General features: G+C 46.9%; 18 protein-coding genes. 12 read left to right on the top strand and 6 right to left on the bottom strand.

From position 1 onward, the window contains the following. Positions 1 to 216: 216 nt before the first annotated feature. From H6F73_RS05865 to H6F73_RS05835, 7 genes are all read left to right on the top strand, one after another. The gene (locus H6F73_RS05865; protein WP_190757860.1) at positions 217 to 3114 is read left to right on the top strand and encodes a CHAT domain-containing tetratricopeptide repeat protein; all 2898 of its coding nucleotides are present in this window, start codon (positions 217 to 219) and stop codon (positions 3112 to 3114) included. 293 nt (positions 3115 to 3407) lie between these two features. Then, positions 3408 to 4154 carry a DUF928 domain-containing protein gene (locus H6F73_RS05860; protein ID WP_190757859.1) on the top strand — a complete coding sequence of 249 codons (747 nt, stop codon included), beginning with the start codon at positions 3408 to 3410 and terminating at the stop codon, positions 4152 to 4154. Positions 4155 to 4169: 15 nt separating this feature from the next. Next, a complete protein-coding gene (locus H6F73_RS05855; protein WP_190757858.1) occupies positions 4170 to 6410 on the top strand; it encodes an adenylate/guanylate cyclase domain-containing protein in 2241 nt (746 codons plus the stop codon). A 72-nt stretch (positions 6411 to 6482) separates the two neighbouring features. Then, positions 6483 to 7289: an MBL fold metallo-hydrolase gene (locus tag H6F73_RS05850; RefSeq protein WP_190757857.1), complete on the top strand. Its 807-nt coding sequence runs from the start codon at positions 6483 to 6485 to the stop codon at positions 7287 to 7289. A 237-nt stretch (positions 7290 to 7526) separates the two neighbouring features. Beyond that, entirely contained in the window at positions 7527 to 9065 is a 1539-nt protein-coding gene (locus H6F73_RS05845) for a mechanosensitive ion channel domain-containing protein (protein ID WP_347239477.1), read from the top strand. 45 nt (positions 9066 to 9110) lie between these two features. Continuing rightward, on the top strand, positions 9111 to 10100 hold the full coding sequence (locus H6F73_RS05840) for a filamentous hemagglutinin N-terminal domain-containing protein (protein ID WP_190757856.1): 990 nt from the start codon (positions 9111 to 9113) through the stop codon (positions 10098 to 10100). Then, complete coding sequence (locus H6F73_RS05835) at positions 10097 to 11395, top strand: S-layer family protein (protein WP_190757855.1); 1299 nt, start codon at positions 10097 to 10099, stop codon at positions 11393 to 11395. Before H6F73_RS05840 ends, H6F73_RS05835 begins: the two co-directional genes overlap by 4 nt. Positions 11396 to 11436: 41 nt before the next feature. Here H6F73_RS05835 and H6F73_RS05830 read toward each other — a convergent pair whose 3' ends face one another. After that, positions 11437 to 13998, bottom strand: coding sequence for a CHAT domain-containing protein (locus H6F73_RS05830; protein WP_190757854.1), 2562 nt, complete (start codon positions 13996 to 13998; stop codon positions 11437 to 11439). Positions 13999 to 14493: 495 nt separating this feature from the next. Here H6F73_RS05830 and H6F73_RS05825 point away from each other — a divergent pair, with 495 nt between their 5' ends. Next, on the top strand, positions 14494 to 14763 hold the full coding sequence (locus tag H6F73_RS05825; RefSeq protein WP_190757853.1) for a Photosystem I reaction center subunit PsaK: 270 nt from the start codon (positions 14494 to 14496) through the stop codon (positions 14761 to 14763). Positions 14764 to 14922: 159 nt separating this feature from the next. On the opposite strand, the gene H6F73_RS05820 is transcribed toward H6F73_RS05825, so the two are convergent. Continuing rightward, positions 14923 to 15126: a hypothetical protein gene (locus tag H6F73_RS05820; RefSeq protein WP_190757852.1), complete on the bottom strand. Its 204-nt coding sequence runs from the start codon at positions 15124 to 15126 to the stop codon at positions 14923 to 14925. A 138-nt stretch (positions 15127 to 15264) separates the two neighbouring features. Then, on the bottom strand, positions 15265 to 15678 hold the full coding sequence (locus tag H6F73_RS05815) for a DUF6335 family protein (RefSeq protein ID WP_190757851.1): 414 nt from the start codon (positions 15676 to 15678) through the stop codon (positions 15265 to 15267). Between the two features lie 335 nt (positions 15679 to 16013). On the opposite strand from H6F73_RS05815, the gene H6F73_RS05810 reads away from it, so the two are divergent. After that, on the top strand, positions 16014 to 17108 hold the full coding sequence (locus H6F73_RS05810; RefSeq protein WP_190757850.1) for a DJ-1/PfpI/YhbO family deglycase/protease: 1095 nt from the start codon (positions 16014 to 16016) through the stop codon (positions 17106 to 17108). A gap of 249 nt (positions 17109 to 17357) precedes the next feature. After that, the gene (locus H6F73_RS05805; protein WP_190757849.1) at positions 17358 to 18512 is read left to right on the top strand and encodes a hybrid sensor histidine kinase/response regulator; all 1155 of its coding nucleotides are present in this window, start codon (positions 17358 to 17360) and stop codon (positions 18510 to 18512) included. 37 nt (positions 18513 to 18549) lie between these two features. On the opposite strand, the gene H6F73_RS05800 is transcribed toward H6F73_RS05805, so the two are convergent. Together H6F73_RS05800 and H6F73_RS05795 are read right to left on the bottom strand one after the other, a co-directional pair. After that, positions 18550 to 19050: a hypothetical protein gene (locus tag H6F73_RS05800; RefSeq protein ID WP_190757848.1), complete on the bottom strand. Its 501-nt coding sequence runs from the start codon at positions 19048 to 19050 to the stop codon at positions 18550 to 18552. A 353-nt stretch (positions 19051 to 19403) separates the two neighbouring features. Next, a complete protein-coding gene (locus tag H6F73_RS05795; RefSeq protein ID WP_190757847.1) occupies positions 19404 to 20786 on the bottom strand; it encodes a P-loop NTPase fold protein in 1383 nt (460 codons plus the stop codon). Between the two features lie 720 nt (positions 20787 to 21506). Between H6F73_RS05795 and H6F73_RS05790 the strand changes: the two genes are divergently transcribed. After that, positions 21507 to 22424, top strand: a complete 918-nt coding sequence (locus H6F73_RS05790; RefSeq protein ID WP_190757846.1) for an FtsQ-type POTRA domain-containing protein — start codon at positions 21507 to 21509, stop codon at positions 22422 to 22424. A 167-nt stretch (positions 22425 to 22591) separates the two neighbouring features. Continuing rightward, positions 22592 to 23869 (top strand): cell division protein FtsZ, encoded by a 1278-nt coding sequence (gene ftsZ, locus H6F73_RS05785; protein WP_190757845.1) that lies wholly within the window; start codon positions 22592 to 22594, stop codon positions 23867 to 23869. Positions 23870 to 24070: 201 nt separating this feature from the next. On the opposite strand, the gene H6F73_RS05780 is transcribed toward ftsZ, so the two are convergent. Then, positions 24071 to 24505 carry a hypothetical protein gene (locus H6F73_RS05780; protein WP_190757844.1) on the bottom strand — a complete coding sequence of 145 codons (435 nt, stop codon included), beginning with the start codon at positions 24503 to 24505 and terminating at the stop codon, positions 24071 to 24073. Between the last annotated feature and the right edge of the window lie 227 nt (positions 24506 to 24732).

Below are 24732 nucleotides of genomic sequence, written 5' to 3'. Positions count from 1 at the left end.
TTGGAAGGCAAAACACTTTTAATCTTCCCATCAAGACGTGCCAGATCGGAAAGTTGACGGATTTCGTCGCATTTTCCCTTAAAGAGCCGTTACCGTAAACAAACAACGAGGAACGCAGCAAACAGGGAATCAGTCTTTTAGAAAGTCTACTTCTGTTCTGCCTTTTCCTTACTCCCTTCTCTGTTCATCCTTCATCCTTCCGGAAAGAGTACAGTTATGGCTCAAAGACGCAAACAAAACTTAATTGACAGAGAATTTAAACAGTCTTTGCGCTTATTCTTAAAATCCCCGCTGAAGCTGGGGAACCAGCGCCCCAGCCGCGCAATTGGGATCACTTTGTTGTTGGGGGTTCTGTTTTTGCCTTCGCCCGTCGTGGCAACTGCCGGCAAAGTGCCGGGGAAAATTGCTCAACTCTCACAAAACACCCCTTCTGATAGCCGTAGCGCCGCAGCGGATCGCGCCTTTGAGGAAGGATTGAAACTGTTTCAAGAAAAAACGCCGCAATCGCTGTCACAAGCAATTCAAAAGTGGAAACAGGCATTGCAGCTTTATCAAGCAATTGGAGATCGGGCCAAACAAGCCGACACGCTTTCCGGAATTGGTTCTGTTTACGGCATTTTAGGAGATAAACAGAATAGTTTAGACGCTTACAATCAAGCGCTTTCTCTTTATCAAGCGGTGGGTGATAAAGTTGCCGTTGCTGACACTCTTAATAGCATTGGTTTAACCAACGCCGATTTAGGAAAATTCAAACCGGCACTCGAATCTTATAATCAAGCACTCACCCTTTATGGGGAAGCAAAGGATGCCGGTGGAGAAGCGTATACTCTCAATAACTTGGGCGTAGTCTACGATGCTTTGAGCGAGTATCAGCAAGCCCTTGACGCCTATAACCGAGCTTTGCCACTGTGGCGAGAAGCCGGTGAAAAAGGCGTGCAAGCCACCACACTCAATAATATTGGCGTGATCTACGATGCCTTGGGCCAATCCCAGCCGGCCCTCGACGCTTACACTCAAGCCTTGGCGATTTATCGGGAAGTCAACGATAAATCTGGAATTCCCCTTACCCTTAACAACATCGGTTTAGTTTATGCCAACTCTGGTAAGTATGATCTCGCCTTGGACTACTACAACCAGGCGTTGCCTCTCTGGCAAGAAGTGGGCAACCGGCGCAGACAAGCCACTACGCTGAATAATATCGGCTTTGTCTACGCCAACACCGAGCAGTTACCGAAAGCGCTGGAATCTTACAACCAAGCCTTGCCCCTATGGCGGGAAGCCGGTGATCGTCGGGGGGAAGCAAGCACGCTGAATAATATCGGCTTTGTCTATGCCAGTTCCAGCGATCACACGCAAGCACTGAATTACTATAACCAAGCTTTGCCCCTGCGTCGGGCGCTAAGCGATCGCCCGAAGGAAGCTTTAACCCTTTACCGGCTTGCCCAGTCTCAACGTCAGTTGGGTAATCTGAATCAAGCAAAAACTGAAATTGAAGCGGCGATTGAAATTATTGAAGACTTGCGAACAAAGGTAGACAGCCAGGATTTGCGGACTTCTTTCTTTGCTTCTAAACAGGATTATTACGAATTTTACATCGACCTGTTGATGCAGTTGCATAAAACCAACCCGGATCAAGGATATGATGCGGCGGCGCTGCAAGTCAGTGAGCGGGCACGGGCGCGTTCGCTTTTGGAGATCCTGACGCAAGCCGGTGCAGAAATTCGTCAAGGCGTTGATCCGCAGCTATTAGAACGTGAAAGCAGCTTGCAGCAACAACTTGCGACACTGGAAGAACGTCGGGTACAGATGCTTGCCGGTCAACATAAAAAAGAACAGACGGGCGCAATTAACACCCAAATTTCTACCCTTTTGGCGGAATACCGGCAAGTTCAGTCAGAAATCCGAGCCAAAAGTCCCCGCTACGCCGCTCTCACCCAGCCGCAACCGCTGACGTTATCAGAAATTCAAACACAGGTGTTGGATGAAAATACGGTGCTGCTGGAATACTCGCTAGGCGCGGATCGCAGTTATTTATGGGCGGTGACACCGACTTCTATTAATAGCTATGAACTGCCTGGGCGGGAGGAAATCGAGGACGCTGCCCGGAATTTCCGAGATGCGGTGACGGTTCCGAGTATGAGAATTCGCCGGCAAAAGACGGTAGAATCGGCGGCTGCACTGAGTCAGATTATTCTCGCGCCGGTTGCCGATCAGTTGGCTGACAAACGCTTGCTAATTGTCAGTGATGGGGCTTTGCAATACATTCCTTTTGCAGCGCTGCCGGTTAATAAGAATGCCGGCGCTTCTCAAGCATCAGAATTGGTGCCGTTGGTGGTAAAGCACGAACTCGTTAACTTGCCTTCTGCCTCAACGATTGGTGTTTTACGGCGAGAAATTGCGGGACGCACTGCAGCTTCTAAGGCTTTGGCGGTGCTTGCTGATCCGGTATTTGCCAAAAATGATGAGCGCGTTAAAAATGTGTCATCAATCGAGCCGGTTAAAGGTGAGAAGCCGGCTGAAGAATTCGAGTTCAACCTGAAGCGATTACCCTTTACGAAGGAAGAAGCTGAGGAAATTTTAGCACTGGTGCCGGCTTCCCAAAAAACCAAAGCTTTCGGTTTTGCAGCAAGTCGAGATATCGCCACCAGTCCGGAACTCAGCGAATATCGCATGGTTCATTTTGCGACTCACGGCATCCTCAACAGCATGAAGCCAGAGTTATCAGGATTAGTGCTATCGATGGTGGACAAACAAGGCAAGCCGCAAGACGGTTTCCTCCGCCTATCAGAAATTTTTAACCTGAATCTGCCGGCTGAGTTGGTGGTTTTGAGTGCCTGTGAAACCGGCCTGGGTCAACAAATTCGAGGTGAAGGGTTGGTAGGCTTGACAAGAGGCTTTATGTATGCAGGGGCGGCTCGTGTTGTGGTGAGTCTGTGGAGTGTGGATGATGCGGCGACATCGGATCTAATGGTCAATTTCTATCAAGGAATGCTGAAAAAAGGTTTAGCGCCGGCTGCTGCCCTGCGGGCGGCACAGATAGAAATGTGGCAGCAACAGGAATGGGAAGCGCCGTTTTATTGGGCCGGTTTTACGGTGCAAGGGGAATGGAAATAGAGGGGGCATTGGGCATTGGGCATGGGGCATTGGGCATTGGGAAAGTGGGAGATATCTTACTTTTCTAAATAAGGCACATGGATATAGACTCAACACGCTGCTGGCTTCAAAAGTCCGCGCCGGCAGAGTGGGTTTGTGTAGATGTGATTTCAATCGCCAGGGATATTTGCTTCATTAGGAACATGAGCTTGGTTGATAAATTCATTAAGAGTAGATCAGCCAATTGGGGATTATCTTTGCTGTCAATTGTTCAATAAAGCTGTTAGCCATTTTATTGAAGAGGAGTGATTTTTATGATGAATTTACTCAAATTTTCTGGGGTGTTGGGAATGGTTGCCGGCATTGTTTCACCGGCACTTGTCACATTTGCTGCAGTGCCGGCACAGGTTGGGGGGCAATCTTCTCAAGAAATGCTGATCAGTCTCAAGTTTCCAAAAACATCTGATCGCGGTGCCCCAAGACGCACAGCCGGCGGAGGATCGCGGGGAGATGATTCTGCTTGTACAGATAGCAAAATGCCTTTAACGGCGTTGATGCCGAGTCGTAATAATGTGGGAACAACGGCTGTCGGTAATCCTTCTTTCTTTTTCTTTGTGCCTAAAACAACTGCGAAACAAGCAGAATTTGTTTTAGTGAATGATAAAGGGGAAGATGTTTATGTCAATACTTTTGCCATTGCCGATACTGCCGGTGTTGTACAAGTGAGCCTTCCTGAAACGACAGCTTTAGAAGTAGGAAAATACCATACATGGCAGTTCGCTTTAATCTGCAACGATCAAGATCGTAAAAACGATGAATTTGTCCAAGGGTTTATCCGACGCAGCGAATTGAGTGCGGATATGAAACGCAAACTAGAGCAGGCAACACCCTTGGAACAGGCAAAATTGTATGCCAATGCGAGAGTTTGGAATGAAACTGTTACAATTCTTGCTCAGTTGCGTGATAGTCAGCCGGCAGAATGGGAACAATTACTAAAGTCAGTTGGGCTACAAAAGTTCGCATCTGAACCTTTTGCCCCCTGCTGCACGGCAAAAAATTAATCACAATGCGGTTGTATGTGGACACCTTTTAAACGTCTTCTGTGGCAATGGCGCGGTGTATGGATTACTGCCCCCAGTATTGCGGCGTTAATCATCGTCCTCCGCGTTGCCGGCTTCTTGCAGCCGTGGGAATGGGGGGTTTTTGACCAATTTATGCGCCTACGTCCCCCAGAAGCGTCCGACAACCGCGTTGTCATTGTTGGTATTGATGAAGCTGATGTGAAAAACATTGGAGAAGCCAACTTTTCTGATGGAATTTATGCCAAGCTGATTAACAAACTAAAAGCGAGACAGCCAAGAGCAATCGGATTAGATATTTATCGCAATATCCCCGTTGAACCGGGGCATCAAGAATTAGTTAAAATTTTCAAATCTACGCCTACCTTAGTTGGTATCCAGAAAGTTATTGGAGATAGCAAAAGCGAGACAGTTGCCCCGCCAGAGGCGCTGCTAGAAAATAAACAGGCGCAGGTAGGCGCAAATGATTTGCTGATTGATGCCGATGGCAAAGTGCGGCGCAGCTTTTTCTTCGTGCCAGATAAAAATGGGGAAACCGTCTACAGTTTAGGGCTACTTCTGGCGGGGTACTATTTAGAGAAGCAAGGCATTAGCCCAGAGCCGGTTGAAGGGACAGATAATTGGAAGTTAGGAAAAGCAGTTGTTGTCCCTTTTGAAGCTAATGATGGCGGCTATGTGCGTGCAGATGCCGGCGGCTATCAAATTTTATTAAATTATCGCGGATCGAGCCGGCACTTCAATACGGTTTCGATGAGCGATGTTTTGGAAGACAAGCTGCCACCCGATTGGGGACGCGATCAGGTAATCTTGATCGGGAAATTCGGACAGAGTTTTAACGATTCATTTTTAACGCCCTATAGTAGTGGTTTGCTCAGCCTGCCGGTGCCGATGAATGGGGTAGAAATTCACGCAAATTTAACGAGCCAAATTCTCAGCGCAGCTCTAGATAATCGTCCGTTAATTAAAAGTTGGTCGGAACCTTTAGAGGGGCTGTGGATTTTATTTTGGGCGGTTGCCGGTGCAACTTTGACTTGGCATTTGCGATATATCGGTGGGGTAAAATCTTTTTCTGTACGACGAACCGCGAGTCCAATTATTTCAGCCGGCATTTTATTGGGAATAAGTTATACAGCTTTGTTGTCGGGCTGGTGGATACCTGTGGTGCCACCTTTACTGGCGCTAGGCGGTTCAGTTATTGCAATCACCGCTTACATTGCCCGCACTGCCGGCGATATTCGTAAAACCTTTGGACGTTATTTAACTGATGAGGTGGTGGCTAATTTATTAGAAAACCCCGAAGGTTTGAAAATGGGTGGAGAGAGGCGAAAAATTACAATTTTTACCTCAGATTTAAGAGGATTTACTGCCCTGTCCGAACGCTTGCCGCCTGAAGAAGTTGTGAAAATTCTTAACTTTTATTTAGGCTGTATGGCAGATGAAATTACCCATTATCAAGGAACAATTGATGAGTTCATGGGTGATGGGATTTTAGTGTTATTTGGTGCCCCCACCGGCAGAGAAGATGATGCGACAAGGGCAGTTGCCTGTGCGGTGGCGATGCAGTTGGCAATGACGCGGGTTAATGAAAAGATGAACGAGTGGGGATTGCCGGCACTGGAAATGGGAATCGGGATTAATACGGGTGAAGTGGTGGTGGGAAATATCGGTTCCGAGAAACGCACGAAATATGGCATCGTTGGCAGTCAGGTTAACCTCACTTACCGCATCGAATCTTATACCATCGGCGGTCAAATTTTGATTTCAGAACCTACTTTAAAAGAAGCGGGTTCAAGTGTTAAAATAGAGGGGCAGCGTCAGGTAACGCCCAAAGGTGTGAAAGAGCCGATTACGATTTATGAAGTGGCCGGCATTGGCGCACCCTACAATCTTTTTCTCAGGAAAGAAGAAGAGGAATTTTTTCCCCTTACAGAAGAACTTCCGATTCAGTATACGCTTCTGGAAGGAAAGGATGTTAGCGATAAACTGTTTCAGGGAAGTTTGGTAAAGCTTTCTGCAAAAGGCGCTGAGGTACTTGCACAGGAGTTAATGCCGGCACCTTTAAGTAATCTCAAGCTTAATTTATTACAAGCAGCCGGTGAAGATGTTTATGCAAAGGTTGTAGAAAAGCCGGCAGATGCGGGAAGATTTTATATCCAGTTTACAGCCAAACCGCCGGTAGTAGCCGCGAAGCTTGACGCTCTCTACAAATCACTGGAAGCGTTGGGAACTGGCAAGTAATTGTGAATGAGCTGAGTGTGATCCTGAGCAACAGCGAAGGATGTTTATTTAACTGATAGGCAGTAAAAAAAAATGAAGTTAATTTTCTTAGGATCGGGGTCTGCTTTCACGGTTGGAGCCGATAATTTTCAATCAAATATGCTTTTAGTTAGCGAAGAAGGGCATAAACTTTTGATTGATTGCGGTTCCGATATTCGGTTTTCTCTTCACACTGCCGGTTTCTCACATCTAGATATCACTGATATTTATATCAGTCATTTACATACGGATCATGCCGGTGGGTTAGAATATATTGGCTTTGCTACAAAATTTGACCCCAGATGCGATAAACCCAATCTTTATCTGAGCAGTGCCTTATCCAATGAACTTTGGGAGCGAACGCTGTCGGGTGGCATGAGACATATTGAAGGCGAAATTGTTGATATCAACAGCTTCTTTGAAGTTAAAAAAGTTGAACCGAACAATAGCTTTTACTGGCAAGAAATAGAGTTTAAGCCGATTAAAGTTGTTCACATTAATAACGGCTATTATATCATGCCAAGTTTTGGGCTATTTTTTGAAGTGGATAAAGTTAAAGTATTTGTAACAACAGATACGCAACTTTGTTTAGAGCAGCTTGAAGAATTTTATGAGCAAGCGGAGATTATTTTTCAAGATTGTGAAACCTCATCGTTTCCCACTAAAGTTCATGCCCACTATAATCAATTATTGAAGTTACCAGAAGCGATTAAACGTAAAATGTGGTTATACGGTTACCAACCGGGTGCGCTTCCGGATGCAAAAAAAGATGGATTCTGCGGGTTTGTGAAGCGAGGAGAGATTTTTGAGTTTTCAGACTTCCTGAGCACGTCAGCGAGTTTAAAGTCCGCAAAATTGTAAATATACTCAAGTTGCAAGGGTGTGCCGGTGCTCGTAAAAATAGAGTGAGACAATTTGCTTAGCATCTGCGAAAGGCACAAGCGCAGCCATATAAATAAAGTTCGCACAGACAAAAATCGAGTATAATCGATTTTCAAGTTTGTCTGGGCGGGCTTTGTCTGTATATCTCCTAGTTTCAAGTTCTTGGGTTTCCTGCCAAGTCGAAATGTATATTCTGCCGGCACTTCTTGGAAAAGTATGAATTCAATGAACAACCTGTTGCAGCAACTATTTACAGAGCTTTATAAGCGAATTACAGAACCCTTTAAAATTGGAGATTATTCGATCTCAATTTCTGCTGTAATTCAGCTATGTGTGTTGTTATTAATCCTTATCTTTATTTGCCGCACGCTTAAAAATTTCCTCAAGCGCCGACTGCTGGTTAAAATGGGAATTGATGAGGGAAACCGCGAAGCGATCTCCACAATCATCAGTTATGCGGTTGGAACATTAGGCTTTATCATTGTTCTGCAAACAAGTGGTTTTAACCTTGCTTCTTTAGCGGTTGTAGCCGGCGGCTTAGGCGTTGGTATTGGTTTTGGGTTGCAGGATATCACAAAAAACTTTGTGAGTGGTCTGACTTTACTGATAGAACGAACGGTAAAAGTTGGAGATTTTGTTGAATTTGACAGTATTTCTGGCTATATTAAAGAAATTTCAATTCGCTCTACCATTATCCGAACCTTAGATGGTTGCGATGTCGTTGTTCCCAATAGCAAATTAGTTGAAAATCGCTTAACAAATTGGACTTATGAAAGCTTTTCAGGACGCATTCATATTCCCATAGGGGTTGCCTATGAAAGCGATCCGGTTTTAGTCACAGAAATTCTTTTAAAATCGGCTTACATGGAATCAAACATCTTACACGAGCCGGCACCTAAAGTTTTTTTTCTAGGATTCGGTGATAATGCTTTGAACTTTGAATTATGCGTGTGGGTGAGCCGCATTGATAATAGACAGGCGGTGCGAAGTTCTTTAAACTTTATCATTGAATATAATCTGCGACAACAAGGTATTACAATTCCTTTTCCTCAAAGAGATTTGTGGCTACGAAATCCAGAAGTCTTGACACCGTTATCTCGTTATCAAGCAAATGGTCAAGAACTTCCACAGGTATCGCCTCCGCAAGTATTCGGAGAAAATGGTCAAGAACCCTCACAAGTATCAACCCCACCAATCCTCAAGGAAACTGTAAAACCGGCCTCTGTCGTTGCCCCAACTAAACCTTTAGCGCTTCGGGATCTATTGCGGGAGGTAACTTATTTTGAAAACTTTACCGATTTAGAACTGCGGCAGCTCATTGAAAGTGGGTATCGAAAACGCTTGCGACCCTCAGAATTTTTATTTCATGAAGGCGATCCGGGGGATGCTTTCTATATCGTCCTTTCTGGATCGGTAGAAGTTTTTGTAGAGAAAATAAACAAACGTCTGGCAAATTTGGGGCCAGGTAAATTTTTTGGAGAACTATCCTTAATGTTAGGAATTCCGCGCACAGCATCAGTTCGGGGGTTAGAAGATAGCATTCTATTTGTGATTAACCATCAGAGTTTTGAAACGCTATTACGCGCCAATCCAGAATTAGCCGAGGTAATTGTCCAAGAGCTAGGAAAACACAAAGAAGAATTATCACAACGACAGCAGCAATTGCGAGAAATGGGATTGGTGGATGCAGCGGAAGATGACAAAAATCCAGTGACTTGGGTTCGCAACCGGCTGAAAAACCTGTTTAGTCTTTAAAACTGGGAATAAGCAATCAGCCACTCGCCACAGAAGTTAGAAATCATGAACGTATTGAGCAACGCATTTAAAATCACGCTTCACCTCAGCGCAATGTTGGCGTTAACCGGCAGTTTTTCTGCGTCCGCTCAAATTGTGCCAGATGCAACCTTACCCAATAATTCCGCTGTCAGTGTCGAAGGGCAAATCAATCGCATCACCGGCGGCACAACTGCCGGCAGTAATTTATTTCACAGTTTCAGCTCATTTTCCCTCCCCACCGGCACCACTGCCCATTTTGATAGCGCCCTAGAAATTCAAAACATCTTTTCGCGGGTAACTGGCAGCTCAATTTCCAATATCGATGGATTAATTCAAGCAAATGGCAGCGCTAACTTATTTTTAATTAACCCCAACGGGATAATTCTGGGACCCAATGCAAGGCTAAATATTGGCGGCTCATTTCTGGCAAGTACGGCCAATAGTATTGTTTTTAACGATGGCAGTCTTTTCAGCGCCAAAAACCCGCAAGCTCCACCTTTATTAACCGTAAATGTGCCCGTTGGCTTGCAATTCGCCTCAAATCCGGGCAGTATTGCTGTGCAAGGGCAAGGACTCAACCAACTAGCCACAGACGACCAACCGGCCACAGACGACCAACCGGCCACAGACTACGACGTCCAAGCTGACATTGCCTTTCAACAAAGCGTTTTAGACAGTCCCATTGGGCTGGGGCTGCAGCCGGCAAGAACCTTGGCACTTGTTGGGGGCGATGTAACATTTTCTGGTGGCTTATTAAAAGCGCCGGCAGGACGAATTGAACTGGGGAGTGTGGGGGATAACAGCAGCGTTAGCCTCACTCCAACCGGCACAGGTTTTGCCTTGGGATATGAAAACGTTGCAACATTTAAAGATATCCAACTCAGCGGACAATCTGCCGTTTTTGCCAGTGGAGAAGGTGGCGGTAATATCCAGCTAGCCGGCAGGCGCATCCAAATTGCCGAGGGATCGCAGATTCAAGCTTCGACATTGGGGACGCAACCGGGGGAAATGTGAGAGTTCGCGCGGCTGAGTCGGTAGAAATCACCGGCACCTCAGCAGATGGGGAGACAGGCAGCATCTTAGCCTCTGCAACTTTTAGCACCGGCAACGCCGGCAATGTCACCATAGAAACTGGCCAGTTAATTCTCCGTGATGGGGCGGGAGTCGTTGTTGCCACTTCCAGCGAGGGAAACGCCGGCAACCTGAAAGTACGCGCTACCGACAGCGTTGAAATCATCGGCACCTCAGCAGATGGGGAGACAAGCAGCATCCTAGGGGCAGGGACGGAGGGTGCCGGCGATGCGGGCAACGTCACAATAGAAGCTGGCAAAATGAGTGTCCGCGATGGGGGATACGTACTTGTTGACACTGGTGACGCAAGTGAGGGAAATGGGGGAAATTTAACCGTCCGCGCTACCGACAGCGTTGAAATCATCGGCACCTCAGCAGATGGAACAACTAGCAGTTTCAATGCTGATACTTCGGGTTTTGGAGATGCCGGCGATGTAATCGTTAACACCGAACGTTTAGTAATTGGGGACGGCGCAGAAATAACAGTAAACGGGTTTGCTTCAGGAAATCCAGGCAGCATCGAGATTACCAGTCGTGATGTGCGTCTTTTTAACCAGGGAAAAGTCACCGCAACCTCTGCAACCGGCAAAGGCGGAAATATTACCTTACGCGCCCGCAATATTCAACTGCGCCGCAGAAGCGAAATCTCAGCCAGCGGCAGCCAAACCGGCAATCTCACCACAGAAGGCAATATTACTATTGAGCCGGTGACGCTGGTGCTGCTGGAAGGAAGCCGCATCACCACCAATGCCGGCGATCCTGGGGGCGGTAGCAATATTACGATTAATCCTTTCACCGGCTCAGATTTAGCGGTTTTTACATCGCCAAATAGCACTATTAACGCAGTTGGAGATTTAAATATTCAGGGCAATGTCAGTGTGCAGCCGGCAGACGTTCCTGAAGTCGAAGTTACCAATATTGAAGGGCTAATTTCTGCCGGTTGTGAAGACGTTGCCGGTAGCGAATTTATCGTAACCGGGCGCGGTGGTTTGCCGCCCAACCCCAGCGCCCCTCTTAGCAGCAATACTGCCCTTGTGGAGTGGGCAACGCGAGATGCCGGCGAGGATGAGTTGAGCAAACAACCCTCCCCAACCCCATCCGCCTCAACAACCCAAACTCCCCTAGTCGAAGCGCAAGGCTGGATCATCGCAGCCGACGGAACAATTACTTTAACTGCCGCAGCCCCAAACGCCACCCCTCACCCTCCCAGTTTTACTCACCCGTCCTGCAAGAATTAGTCGTAATTCTTGTTAGAGATTCGAGCTATCCCTATTCACAACTACAACCAATTTCCCACCATGACAAAAGCCGCCCAAAAATACGGGTGAGACAATTCCTCGTTTAACAAAACTGCTTCTTGAGCGCGGCGCAAAGCTTCAGCTTTCGTTACTTTGCTATTCGCTAACTCCTGGTAAAATTCAGTCATCAAAACAGCAGTTGCCTCATCACTGACATACCACAAAGACGCTACTGTACTCCGTGCGCCGGCTCTCACCGCCACACCCGCCAACCCTAAAGCCGCCCGATTATCTCCCGCCGCAGTTTTACAAGCACTTAAAACCAGCAATTCAATCGGCTTATTTTGCCCGGTTTCGCTACGAAGAAGACTATCTAATTCTTTCGCATTAATTTGCCCATCCCAGGTGAGAATAAATGTATCTTTCGCTTGCGAACTGAATTCGCCATGAGTGGCTAAGTGAATCACAGAAAACGGAATTGATTGAACATTTTTTTCAAAATTAAACTTACTAAAAGATTCATTTAAAAGAATTTGAGTAGATGCTTCTACTTTAATCTGATCTAATTCCGATTCAACATGAGGAAGTGAAGAAAAGCCTTGACGCGCTTCCGTCAAACCGGCAGCCAGAATATTCAAGTTTTCCCGCGCCAAAGGTTTTGCCTCTAGCAATTGCAAGCCGGGAGTTAACGCCACACTATACTTTTGAACCAAATATTGCTCACCATCATAAAGAGCGGCGATGGGAATATTTCTAAATCCTCCATCTAAAACAAATACCAGGGTATTTACTCCACTATTTGCTAAGTCAGCTTCAATGGGACGAATTAACCAGTCATACACTTTCTGCGAAGGCGTTAAAAAGTGTTTTATGGAAAGTTGCCGCCGAGGATTTGTGATAGCTTCACGCAATTCCTTAAGGGTTGATTCTACGGTTTCTTGGGTTAATTCTGTGGTATAATGTTTCAGTGGTTGACCGGGTAAAGCCAGAATAACTTCTAATCGATCCTTCAGAATAATCGTATAAAAAACTGCTGCATTAGAATCTACTTGGTCAATTTGAATCGGCTTTACATCTAAACAAGCATCTCGAAAGAAATTATCTAACTCAGCTAGCTGTAGCGATTCAATTACTTGTCTGGCTTGAATTAAAGCAGATTGCTCTACATTGGCTGCCGGTTGCAATAGCAGTCCCACTAACTCGCGGTAAACAGGTTCAACACCTTCTCTAAAAGAAAACTGAACATCTGAATTAACCGCGACTAAATCATTGCGTAAAGACTGAAGCGTACTGACAGACTGGCTATAAGCTGTGATTGCGTCTTCTCGATTTCCTTGCTCTTTTAAAATTCTTCCCAACTGCCAATGCCACTGATAAGTAATATCAGAAGCATTAATTGATTGCGCTAAAAGTAACGCTTTTTCTGTTAGCTTTTTCCCTTCTTCCCATTGCCGGTTTTCTTCGTACACCCTCCCCAAATTTCCCAAGGCGTATGCCTCTGCTCTTTTGTCTTCCAGGTTTTGAGCTTGCTGCACAGCATTGGCTAATATTTCAGCCGCGTTTCGTGTTTCTTCGGCTGTAGCGTTTCCCATTTTTATCAAACTTCTCGCCAGATTAATTTGAGCGTAAATTGTTGGGCGGCTGGGGGGCAATTTAACAATTTTTGATTGAATTTCTGTGATTAAACCTTGAGCGTCTGCGCTTCGATTTTCTTCTATTAATAAGCTCAGTTGATTCAGTTGCGCCTCAACTTGAATCTCCACTAAAGGAGATGCTGTAACAGCTTGTTGATAAAACTCTAAAGACTCTTCGGATTTTCCTTGGACTCTCGCTGTATTTCCTAAGCTAAGAAGTGTGCCGGCAGTCGCTTCCCTTACTTGCAATCTTTCAGCAATTGCTAAACTTTGCTGCAAAACTTCTTCAGATTGATTCAAATCTCCCACAACCCGTAGCGCATCACCCAAGCTTTGCAATCCTTTTGCTTTAACCGGCAAATCTGCTTGCACTAGAAGAATTTCTCTAACTTCAGTCAAAGTTTTAATCGCCTGCCGGTATAATCCCAGTGTTTGCAGCGTTTGAGCTTGGTTAATTCGAGTTTTAGTAACTCCGCTTATATCGCCAACTTCTTTATAAGTATTGGCAGCTTTTTTCCAAGTGTCTAGCGCTTCTTCCAATTTGCCGGCAGACAGTTGCAACTGCCCTTTAACCTCTAAAATTTGAGCTAAAAGTTTTGTCTTTCCTCGTGTTTCTTCCAATTCTTGGAGGTGTTGAAAACTTTGCGTGATCGCTTCATTTGCTTTTGAACGTTCGCCAGTTGCATGATAAACTAAAGCTAGATTTCTTAACGCCCTCGCCTCACCTAATTTATCCCCAACTGTTGCGTAATTAGCTTGCAATCGCTGTAACAATGCGCTTGCTTCTGCAAACCGGCTTGTTTCATAAAGTTGTTGGGTTTGCTGTTCTAATCTATCTAATTCATTTACCGGCTGCGCGACATCAACTTTAGCTTGAAGCAAGATTTCTTGAGCATTTACCGGCACTTTTACTATTTCAGAACAGGCGAATGACAGCACAAAAGTTGCCAAAAATGGTAAAAACTTCATAAAATTTATTGTGTACGGGGAAGTTTAAATAATTCTCGCGTCTCGGTTGGGGAAAAGTTTACATTAGCATTTCTTGAGCCATTGAGCTGCTTGAGGCGTGACGAAACTTGAAAGCAACTACACAAGGATGACCCTTGCAGCAATCCCCAGACAAGGTGATTTTATTTAAAAGCATAAACAAGCCGATGCAATCAAGGGCGAACTTTGTGTTAATTTATATAAAGTTGAGATAGGGTTGCAATAGATGGATGATATCAGCTCCTATTATTCATAGAATTTTTAACTTTAATATCCATGCATCCAAAATATAAAAGAAACCCGCACAATTTTTGACCGTGGGGATCTTCCTTTAGGCTTGTGAGCGGTTTGAGTCTGTGGGTAGATAGACAGATTGGTATAAGTCGCTATTATTTTACTTAGAAGGGCATTTTGACTGCCCTTTTTATGTATATGCTAAATGTTCAATAGTCATTCAATGGAGGACAAGAAATTTTGATGGACTTACTCGCAGTCGTACAATCAACCATTACCGACACAGCAGCACCGGGAACTTCTAAGCTCATAGTAATGGGGATTTGCAATATTTTGGCATTGGTGGTTCTTCCCCGCGTAATTAAGTATCCAAAAGTTGGCCCTAAAATGGTTTTGCCATTTCCCTCTGCTTTCAACAACCCCAGTGTCGGAGCGTTTTTAGCTTCAACGAGCGCGGGTCATTTGCTGGGAACGGCGGCGATTTTGGCGCTAACGACCTCCGGTGCTCTTTAGACACGCTGACGTCATTATTTTAGCAAAACAAATAGTTGATAAAGGGGTAAGTGCCGAGCGCTTACCCCTTGAATGTTTGAGCTGACTGTGATGAGCAACTCTTAAAAACTTGCCAGCAAATTTTAATAGCCGGCAGTTTATAGCAAGCCGGTTTAACCGTTACTCATCCTCGATTAAATCTCCCCTCAAATCCCCAGAATTATTAAGCATTTGAGGTGCAACAGCCGGATTGTTGATAGTTTCTCTGGGATCTGTCGTGTAGCCACCGGCATAGATCAGATCCTCTGCTGGATTTACCATATCTTCCGCAGAAACTTTTTTTTCTTCAGGCTCACTTTTCCGATCAGACGGTTCGTTTGACATTTCACCACTCCTGGCAACGATTTCAAAAAAATTAAACAAAACCCCTCACACAAACCCACCCATTAAATGGGAGTAGAAAAGGGGTTTTTAACAAAATTTAATCTGCACCGGCTGGTTGCTTTTTATCTGCTCAAACGCTTACTCGCGGCGTTCTGAATAATCTTCAGACGACGTTGGATCTAACTCCCACCGGCTGTCATCACGCTCCTCAAGAATTTCTGTGGTTCTCAGAAATGCGCGATCGTCCATTTCCAGCCCAACAGCCGCACCCAACTCATCGACAATATTTTGATCCGGCGTAGCAACTGTTCCCCCTACGCCTTCCTCACCCACCGCATCAGCCTGTTCCCACGCAGCATCAACATCTCCCCCAGAAAGTTTTGGGGAAGCGGATGTGTAATTGTTCAATTCCTCGCGCATCATGCGCCGGCCTTGTTCGAGTCCAGGCACTTTAGGAATGCCGGTTTCAGCCGACGTATTTTGATGGGGCACGGCCTCGAAATCAGAATCGCTGGCGGTATCTCTTGCTTCTTGATCAGCTTTGTTTGCCATACTTCTCACTCCTTATCCTCTTTCAGCTTAAGTTCAAATAACCAAAGCCGATCTATCCCTTTAGAATGAAACCGATCTATTTCTTTTGAATGAAGAGAATCAAGGGAAAACAGACCTACGCTAAAAGAAAGAAAGATTTGATAAAAAATCCGAAATTCAATCGGGTAGAAAAAACAGATTTTTAAGGAAGTTAGCTTGGAGATGATCAGGTCAAAGAGAAGGGGAGAGTTTCCCATCTGTCACCTAACAGCTACAGGAATTTCTCCAGTGCTAACTGCTGAGATGGCTAATATCAGCTCAGTGTAAAAGCGAAAACAACAGTAAGCGGAAAACTCATGACACCCAACAATAAAGCGAACACAAAACGCGTTGCTATCCTCATTGAAAACGCGGTTGAGGATGCAGAATTTCAAATTCCTTATAAAGCGATGCAGATGGCGGGATTCGAGACGGTTGTGCTCGGTTCTCGTATGAATGAAGCCTACAAAGGCAAGCAGGGAAAAGTTGCGATAAAACCCGATGGCACCACAACAGAAGCTCGCCCCGAAGATTTCGATGCGGTGATTATTCCCGGCGGGATGGCACCCGATTTTATGCGGAAAAATCCCAATACCGTGCGGTTTGTGCAGCAAGCAATGGCGCAGGGGAAAGTGGTGGCTGCGGTTTGTCATGGTCCCCAAGTTTTAATTGAAGGCGACTTGCTCAAGGGCAGAACCGCCACCGGCTTTATCTCCATTCGTAAGGATATAGAAAATGCCGGCGCGAAATACATCGATGAGCCGTTAGTCGTAGATGGTAACTTGATCACCTCCCGACTGCCTGGAGATTTAGCCATTTTCACCACCGCAATTCTCAGCCGGCTGGGTTATGGTGGCAAGGAAGCCGCGCTGCCGGCAGAAACTGACGCCGGTGCCGAATGGTGGAAACTGGCGGATGCTTGGGGCGGCTCAACCAAGGGCGAAATTGTCAGCGCTATCAACACCGCGCTAGCAGGTGAACGTTACTCCCACGAAGCATTTGAGCAATACCTTAGCAAAACTTCCGACACCGGCTTTTCTGCACTGCTGCAGGAGATGATTCACAATAAACGCCATCACATCCAACTGCTAGAAGCGCGACTCGATGCCTTTGGAGAAAAACCCTCCTTGCAGGCAAAAGCCGCTGAACCTTTGGCGAAGCTAAATGCCGCCTTAAAAGGCAGCGACGAACTGGATCTGCTGCGTCGCACCCTCGGCGATATCCAAACCGGCGTGGTTGATTTGTATAAGCTTTACATGATGCTGACTGATCCCATAACCGTCGCACTGTTCCGAACAATTGAAGTGGATCTCGCTCAGTATGAACAACGGGTTGCAGCATTTTACCACCAGCGCTATGGCTCAGAAACCCTCAAGCCGGCCAAACCAACAACCGGCGCAGTCCTTGGCTAAGAAATTGCAGCCGGCGGCAAGCGTGTAAAAAGCAGCACATTACCGTCCTCAAACTTGTGGCTCCAGATTGGGGGAAGGCTTCTTCTTCCAATCTTTTCTTGCAAAGCCATCTTCAGTCAAGCCGGCTGCTGCTTTTTTCAACCGTTGTCGGTACAAATCATTCTCAAGAATGAGGGCAACCGAACCACTAAATGGCAATATATTACAACGACGCCGATATGATAACTTCTATTGCCAACCCTGCATTTCATGAATTATTTGTCTAGTTCCTCTCAAAATAAAACCGACTGTATTCTCGTTGTAGATGACTCTCCCGATAATGTCTTGCTAGTTCAAACAATTCTGGAAGAAGAGGGATACGACATTGTTACCGCCGAGAATGGCAGTTCTGCCTTAGCCATTATTGAACAGTCTCCCCCAGATTTAGTGCTGCTAGATGTGATGATGCCGGGAATGGATGGCTACGAAGTCACTAGGCGCGTCCGTCAGAATCAGAAGTTACCATTTATACCGATCTTGCTGATCACCGCCTACGACCAATCCAGTCTCGTGCAAGGCTTAGACATGGGGGCGGATGATTTTATTCGCAAGCCGGTGGAACTCGATGAACTACTAGCGCGAGTGCGATCATTACTGCGGCTTAAGCATAGCGTTGATGAGCGCGATCAGATCGCCCGCCAGCGAGAAGATTTTGTTTCCCGACTCACCCACGACTTGCGAACCCCCTTGGTGGCAGCCAATCAAATGCTGAATTTACTCCAGCAAGGAGCTTTGGGAGAAATCACGCCCCAATGTGCGGAAGTGTTTTCTACGATGGCTCGCAGCAACCACAATTTGCTGAGTATGGTGAATATGTTGCTGGAAGTTTATCGCTATGAAGCCGGTCGTAAAAATCTGAACTTTTTTCCAGTTAATCTGAAGGAACTGATCGGGGAAGTCGCTCAAGAACTAACTCATTTAGCCGGTTCTAAAGGTCTGAGTTTGAATTTACACCTAGAGGGAAATGGAGAAAAGACCCCTGGCGGAGACGGTGCTGTCATGGGCGATCGCCTGGAACTACACCGGCTTTTTACGAACTTAATCGCAAATGCGATTCAATACACCGATACTGGGTCAATTGATGTCCGCCTGGTTGCTAAACCTATAGCCAAATCTGAACCTCGGTTGGTGACGGTTGAGGTACAAGACACCGGCGTTGGGATCGCGATGGACGACCAAGTGAAATTATTTGAACGCTTCCGCCAAGCCACCCACAAACGTGGAGGTAGCGGCTTGGGGCTGCACCTGTCTCGCCAGATTGTGGAAGCTCATCAAGGCACCATTGAGGTGATCTCTGAGGTGGGCAAAGGTAGCGTGTTTATTGTCCGCTTGCCCGCAGCGCCGGCCAATGGAGTGAAAGAGTGAAAGATCGTCTCGATTAATCAACCAATTTAGGCCAAGTTCATGAATCGGGAGGGCTACTAAACTTAATCGATGGGGCTGACCAATTCGTGAGATCGGGCACCAACCGCATTAACTTTGGCCAAATTTCATCGTTAACCCACAACACCAGGGGAAACGGAAAGCTTTTACGAAACTCTGGGCGCACCAGATTGGCAGAAGTCAGAACTTCATCCAAAGCGCTCACCGACTCCAACCCAAATATCATTAATGCTTGTGGCTGTTCATCCCCCAATTCTGTTTTGATACTTGTGAAAAGGGTTTTTACAGATGCCGGCAGCACTAACTCCCGAATGGGCAAGTGAGACAATTCTCGCAGCCGATGTCTCATTCGCTCTCGCAAACTCGCCTCATTGCAGCGCACCAAAATCAGCGAAAATTCTCCTTTTGGAGAAAGATGGAGCGCCCGCACCAGTGTTCTCAACGATTGCTCGTTGTAACCGGCTATATCTGTGACACTTTCGGGCCACGCTTCGCTATCGGGCGGGTGCGGGTCAGCCATATTGTTGTGCGTCTTGGGTTCAGTCGGAAAGACAGAACGATGAGTGTGTAAAGGTGAACACAAAATATCACTAAGTCCTGAGTCTTGATTTAGATAATACCCAGGACTAAGTAATTTTGCGTAATGGTAAAAGGATACACTCCGTGCGATCCTGCGAACATACCCATCACGAATGCTTGGCTTATATTCTTAAAGGATCGCACGAGCGCGTGTATTCGCCCACCTGCTAACTCTGGCCGGCACTGAATGAGCAAACCTCTGGCAATCGAACCTCAGCAGTTGACTGCTCTGTTTATCGCTGCCGGCAGGCTACCGCCCACATCTGTGGTTAAAACAAGACTTTTACCAGAACTCTACTGCATCTGTCTTTGCCAAGACTTAAACTTCTCTGCCTCTGCCAGAGCCGGATTAATCCAGTACCAGCGCCCGATATCATCACGGTACTCAAACAAAAACATACTGCGTAACATCATTTGGTAGTGTTCCTCTCCGATGACACTTTGCTGTTGCACCGCTTGAAAAAGCAACTCCCACTCCTCATCCGTAATCGCTGCAATTAAATCATCACGGTATTCTTTAATCACATTTTCGACACAGGTACGCGAGAAAGGGGGATCTTCTTGCTGCAGGCAACTAAACAGCAGAGCCAGCAAGTTACGCACATGACCTCCGCTAACCCGGCATACCCGATCTAACGTTTCGGGACTGTCAAACACCTGTGAGATTAACTCAATCCGTTGCTCTGCCGGCACATCGGGAAACGCTCGGCTCAGAACCATCTGTCGCAGCAGAGACATTCCTGTGTCAAAATCACTGCTATCGCGGCACCGCATCGGCACGAGAGGCAGTACCTTTGGTTTTACCCCAAATCGACTGGTTAGCCTTCCCAAGTCATTAGAGAAAATTAAAGCCAGAGGAATGGTGTAAACCAAATGGCAATTGAGTTTTCGCAGCGGTTCACCCCGATCAACAAAAAGATGTTCTGGCTGGGTGCGACCTGTGGGTTTGAGAAAACTGTCCACGCGGTCGAGGTTATCGACAATCACCACCAGTCCTTGTTTGCCTTGGCGTTTGAGTTGCTCGGTGGCCGGCCCAAGCAGCTCGTTATTAATGGCGTTGAGGATACTATTGGTGCGCGGTTCTAAATATTGCCTCAACTCCGAGCGCAGTTTGGGGCTATCTTTGGCTTTGGCGGTAATTTTGCCAATGCCTCCTGGGAGAGAAAATCCCAATTCCCCTTCGCCGGCACTGATGCTGCCAACTCCCGGAATTGCCGCCTCACCGCTCAGCTCGATGGGCGTTTGCAAAAAGTCTGCCGCTCCTTTGAGTAGAGCTTTGAAGCCTTGAGGCTGCACATCGACCTTAATCTTTTCCAAGCTTTCACTAACTTGACGGGCAATCGCCAGCAAGATATCGCTGATATCCACGTCCGCCATGTCTAAGTCTTGAGAAGACTCGAAATAAACGACATGGAAGTTTTTCTGCTCTAGCTCGTCTTTGAGCCGTAACAGTTCGGTAGACTTGCCACAACCGATGTGTCCGGTAAACAACTGGCAAGTTGGGTCATCACCGGCTAGCAGGGTGATGGTTCTGCTGAGTTCTCGAATGATGTTGCCCCCTCGCACCGAGGAAAAATCAATGTAGTATTTACGATCTTCCTGATTTTTCAGATCGAGGGTTTTAGAGGGGTTACAGGCTGCATAAAATCTTCGCAAATCCAGAAAATCCTGGCTCATCAAAACTTACTCTCATCCGTGCGCTGTTTTGGTAAATCAAAGTATAGGCTGCATCTTCACCCTCGCCCAGGATGTCTCTACCCCCTCTTGCCTCTAATTCAGAGCGCCACAATGATGAGTGTGATGGTACTGAAGCGGGTTTGCGGGTTTTGAGGTTGGTAAAAATTTTACACCCCAAAGCCGGATGAGCCGGCTGGGTTCTTCACCGCTGCATTGATTGATTGCGGTTGATCCCCGCTGTCAAAGGTGGATTAGAGGCTGCACTGCTTTGAACTTATTCACCTTTTAGGGCTGTCGTTGCCTCCGTACTTGCGGAAATTAGTGTAACCACTCTTGACATTGTCGTGCTACTATGCCAATTGTTATAGCAAATTGCTAGACATCATGATTTAACCGAGTTTCAACTTTCTTTAGAACCCGATCAGACAGCGGATATCTGGTGAGCTAGTGAACTCCAGGGGTGTGCCGGCATCGACAGCGCAAATATATTTACAGGTAGAGGCTTGACGGAGATTTTATCTGCCAGTAGTCTCTCTAGTTAGCAGATCAAACTCTTTAAAAAACAGGTGATGATTTTAGAAATTCTTGAAAAGATATGAAAAAAGACAAGAAAATTACAGGCGCAGCACATAAAAAGATAGTCAATAAAAAACTAAATCGCGATGAATAGTAAATTAGGCGCAAGCAAGCGCTGCGATCTAAGCAACTGAGAGGTAGAAGATGGCTAGCTTTGCATCAGTCTCTCAGTCACAATTAGGCCGGCGTCGTAGAGAGTTGCGGCGATCAAGACGTGTAAAATTTTTTCAAAGGTGCTGGCAAACTGTGGCGGTGAGCTGTTTAGCCGGCGGCTTAATTTGGGTATCAACCCGACCGGGTTGGGTCATTTATAAACCGGAACAGGTGGAGATCGAAGGCAATCAATTCCTCTCTGCTCAAACAGTCCGGTCGCTGCTGCCCCTCGATTATCCGCAATCGCTGATGCGTCTGCAACCCCAAGCCATCGCGGAAAAACTAGAGTCCGCCCCCCCTATCGCCCAAGCCACAGTGACCCGGCATCTACTGCCTGCCGGCTTGACGGTGCGAGTCAAGGAACGCTACCCGGTAGCGCTTTCTCAACTTGCAGCTGTCGGTGATGCCGTCGCCAATGCCAAAGCCGTGCAGGAAACAACAGACGCCCCCGCAGTTGCCCCAAAGCCAGCGCCGGCAGCCCCAACAAAGGCAGAAGAAGTCTCGAATTTAGGCGTACTGGATAAAAGTGGCTGGTGGACGCCTTTAAAAAGCTACACATCTCTTGATCGCACGCTGCCGCTGCCAACTTTGAAAGTGATTGGCAACCCTGACGTGTACCGAAATGAGTGGCCCTCATTGTATCAAGAACTCTCGCGCTCTCCCGTCAAGGTGTCTGAAATTGATTGGCAAGATCCCGCGAATTTAATCTTGAAAACCGAGCTGGGTACGGTTCATTTGGGTCCCTACAGTTCCAAGTTTGCCGCGCAACTAAGCGCCCTCGATAAAATGCGTCAATTACCCAAACACCCGCGTTACAGCCAAATCGCCTATATCAACCTAAAAAATCCCCAATCTCCTGCGATTAAAATGCAACAGGCTAACGTGCCGGAGCAAACGAAAGCCCCCTGAGTGAGGAGATCGGGCAAAAATCTGATTTAATGGCTTGGTTTGTTGCACCAAATTATTCCCAACACTGAGCAACCCATTGCTATTGTTGGTTGCAAGCGCAACATATTCTATAGTTGACTAGAATTGCCTAAAGTTGAAGAGTTGTTTATTTACCGTTCTAAATTCCAATGACACTTAATAGTAAAATAGGGCAAGAGCATGAAAGCCCGCATTCTCAAGGACAAGCAGGTGTTCCGCCGGCAGTGGACAACTCAAATCCTTTCGGCAACGCTGGATTATATGTGAGTCAAACTAGGGATGCAAAAAGCATGGCTGGGGAAGAATCTAGGGGTAGCGATATTGTGCCCAGCAGCATAGCTAGAATTAAAGTGATCGGCGTCGGCGGCGGCGGTGGCAACGCCATTAACCGGATGATTGCCAGTGATGTGTCTGGGGTGGAATTTTGGACGGTTAACACCGATGCCCAAGCTCTGACTCACTCGGACGCAGCCAGACGCTTACAAATCGGGCAAAAGCTGACGCGTGGACTCGGTGCCGGTGGGAACCCGGCGATTGGCCAAAAAGCCGCAGAAGAATCTCGTGACGAAATCGCCAATGCGCTAGCGCACTCAGATTTAGTATTTATTACAGCCGGCATGGGAGGCGGCACCGGCACCGGCGCAGCCCCCATCGTTGCGGAAGTGGCCAAAGAAGTGGGTGCCCTTACCGTTGGTGTTGTAACTCGCCCGTTTACCTTCGAGGGACGACGTCGCACCAGCCAAGCCGAAGAAGGAATTACCGCCCTGCAAAGTCGCGTTGATACCCTGATCGTCATTCCGAACAACAAGCTGCTAGAGGTGATTGCACCCGATACGCCCGTGCAACAAGCCTTTCGCTCTGCCGATGATATTCTACGTCAAGGGGTGCAGGGCATCTCTGATATCATCACCATTCCCGGCTTGGTGAACGTAGACTTTGCCGATGTTCGCGCTGTTATGGCAGATGCCGGCTCAGCCTTGATGGGCATTGGGATTGGATCTGGCAAATCGAGAGCCGGTGAAGCCGCAATGGCAGCCATTTCCTCCCCCTTACTCGAATCTTCAATAGAAGGGGCAAAAGGTGTTGTCTTTAACATCACCGGCGGCACCGATCTCACTCTGCACGAAGTCAGCGCCGCAGCCGATATTATTTATGAAGCCGTTGATCCCAATGCCAATATTATTTTTGGAGCGGTGATTGATGAGCGACTGCAAGGCGAGATTAGAATAACCGTCATCGCCACTGGATTTAGCGGCGAACCCCAAGCCAGCATTCCCCCAGCACGAGTCGCTGTACAGCCGACGAGAACCCCTGCAAGGCCGGCAACCCCACCCCCGCCCGCTACTGCTGCACCAGAACCGCAAAAACAAGTGGGTGGTGACTTGGATCTGCCGGAGTTTCTGCGAAAGCGGCGGCCCCCGAAATAAAAATTGAGAAGTCGCTATTCTCAATACATTATTATTTAACTTTTCATCGCTTCCAAACAGCCTGAGTAAGTCGCTATTGTGCGTTAAACCTGCATCCTCTGGCAGGTTTAAATTTTCATTGTTTAAGACAGCAAGCGATGATAGCAACAAAGACCTGCATATTTATATGCAACTTAAATGTTTGCCATCAGCCAACCGCACTCAGGCTGAACCTTCCAGTTGCCAATGCAGCAATTCCTGCCGTAAATGCTTTCCCCACTCAGCCGCCAGAGAAACTTCTGTAAAAGGGACACGCACCGGCAGCGCTGAATCTGCTAGCAAAAATTCTAGAGAGGCAGATTTTCCTTTAGCCGGTGGTGCGTCCAAATCGCTTGGTTGACCGTCCACCAGCAGCTGGAGCGAGCGGACATTTTTAAGAGAAAACGTTTGCAAATTCATCGGCCCTTGGCGCGTGGGTTTGCCCCAAGTCAGATCAGTATCGGTTTGGCCCAGAACTGCATAAATATCATATTTAGAGCGCTGAAACGGCTTCGCCCAAATGCGATAGGCTTCAACTTTTTGATATTCGTTCCAGCCGGCCCAACCCAACCAGAGAAAAACGCCCAACAGGGGCAACCACATTAAACCTCGTTCCATAAGCGGGGAAGAAATTAGGGATTAGGGATTAGGGACTGGGAAAGCGTGTTTTTCTAGTGACTAGCCACTAACAGCTAGAGGCTAGGGGCTAGGGTGTGTTTTCAAACCGAATCGGAAAGCGTGTTTTTCTAGCTATTAGCCACTCACTGCTATCCCCTAAACACACACTTTACACTTCAAACTTTACCCTTAGCCACTAATCCCATGCCCCTACCGTTCTTGTTGGC

The organism is Microcoleus sp. FACHB-68 (assembly GCF_014695715.1).
Lineage (GTDB): Bacteria > Cyanobacteriota > Cyanobacteriia > Cyanobacteriales > Oscillatoriaceae > FACHB-68.
This window is presented reverse-complemented; position numbering and strand designations above follow the sequence as displayed.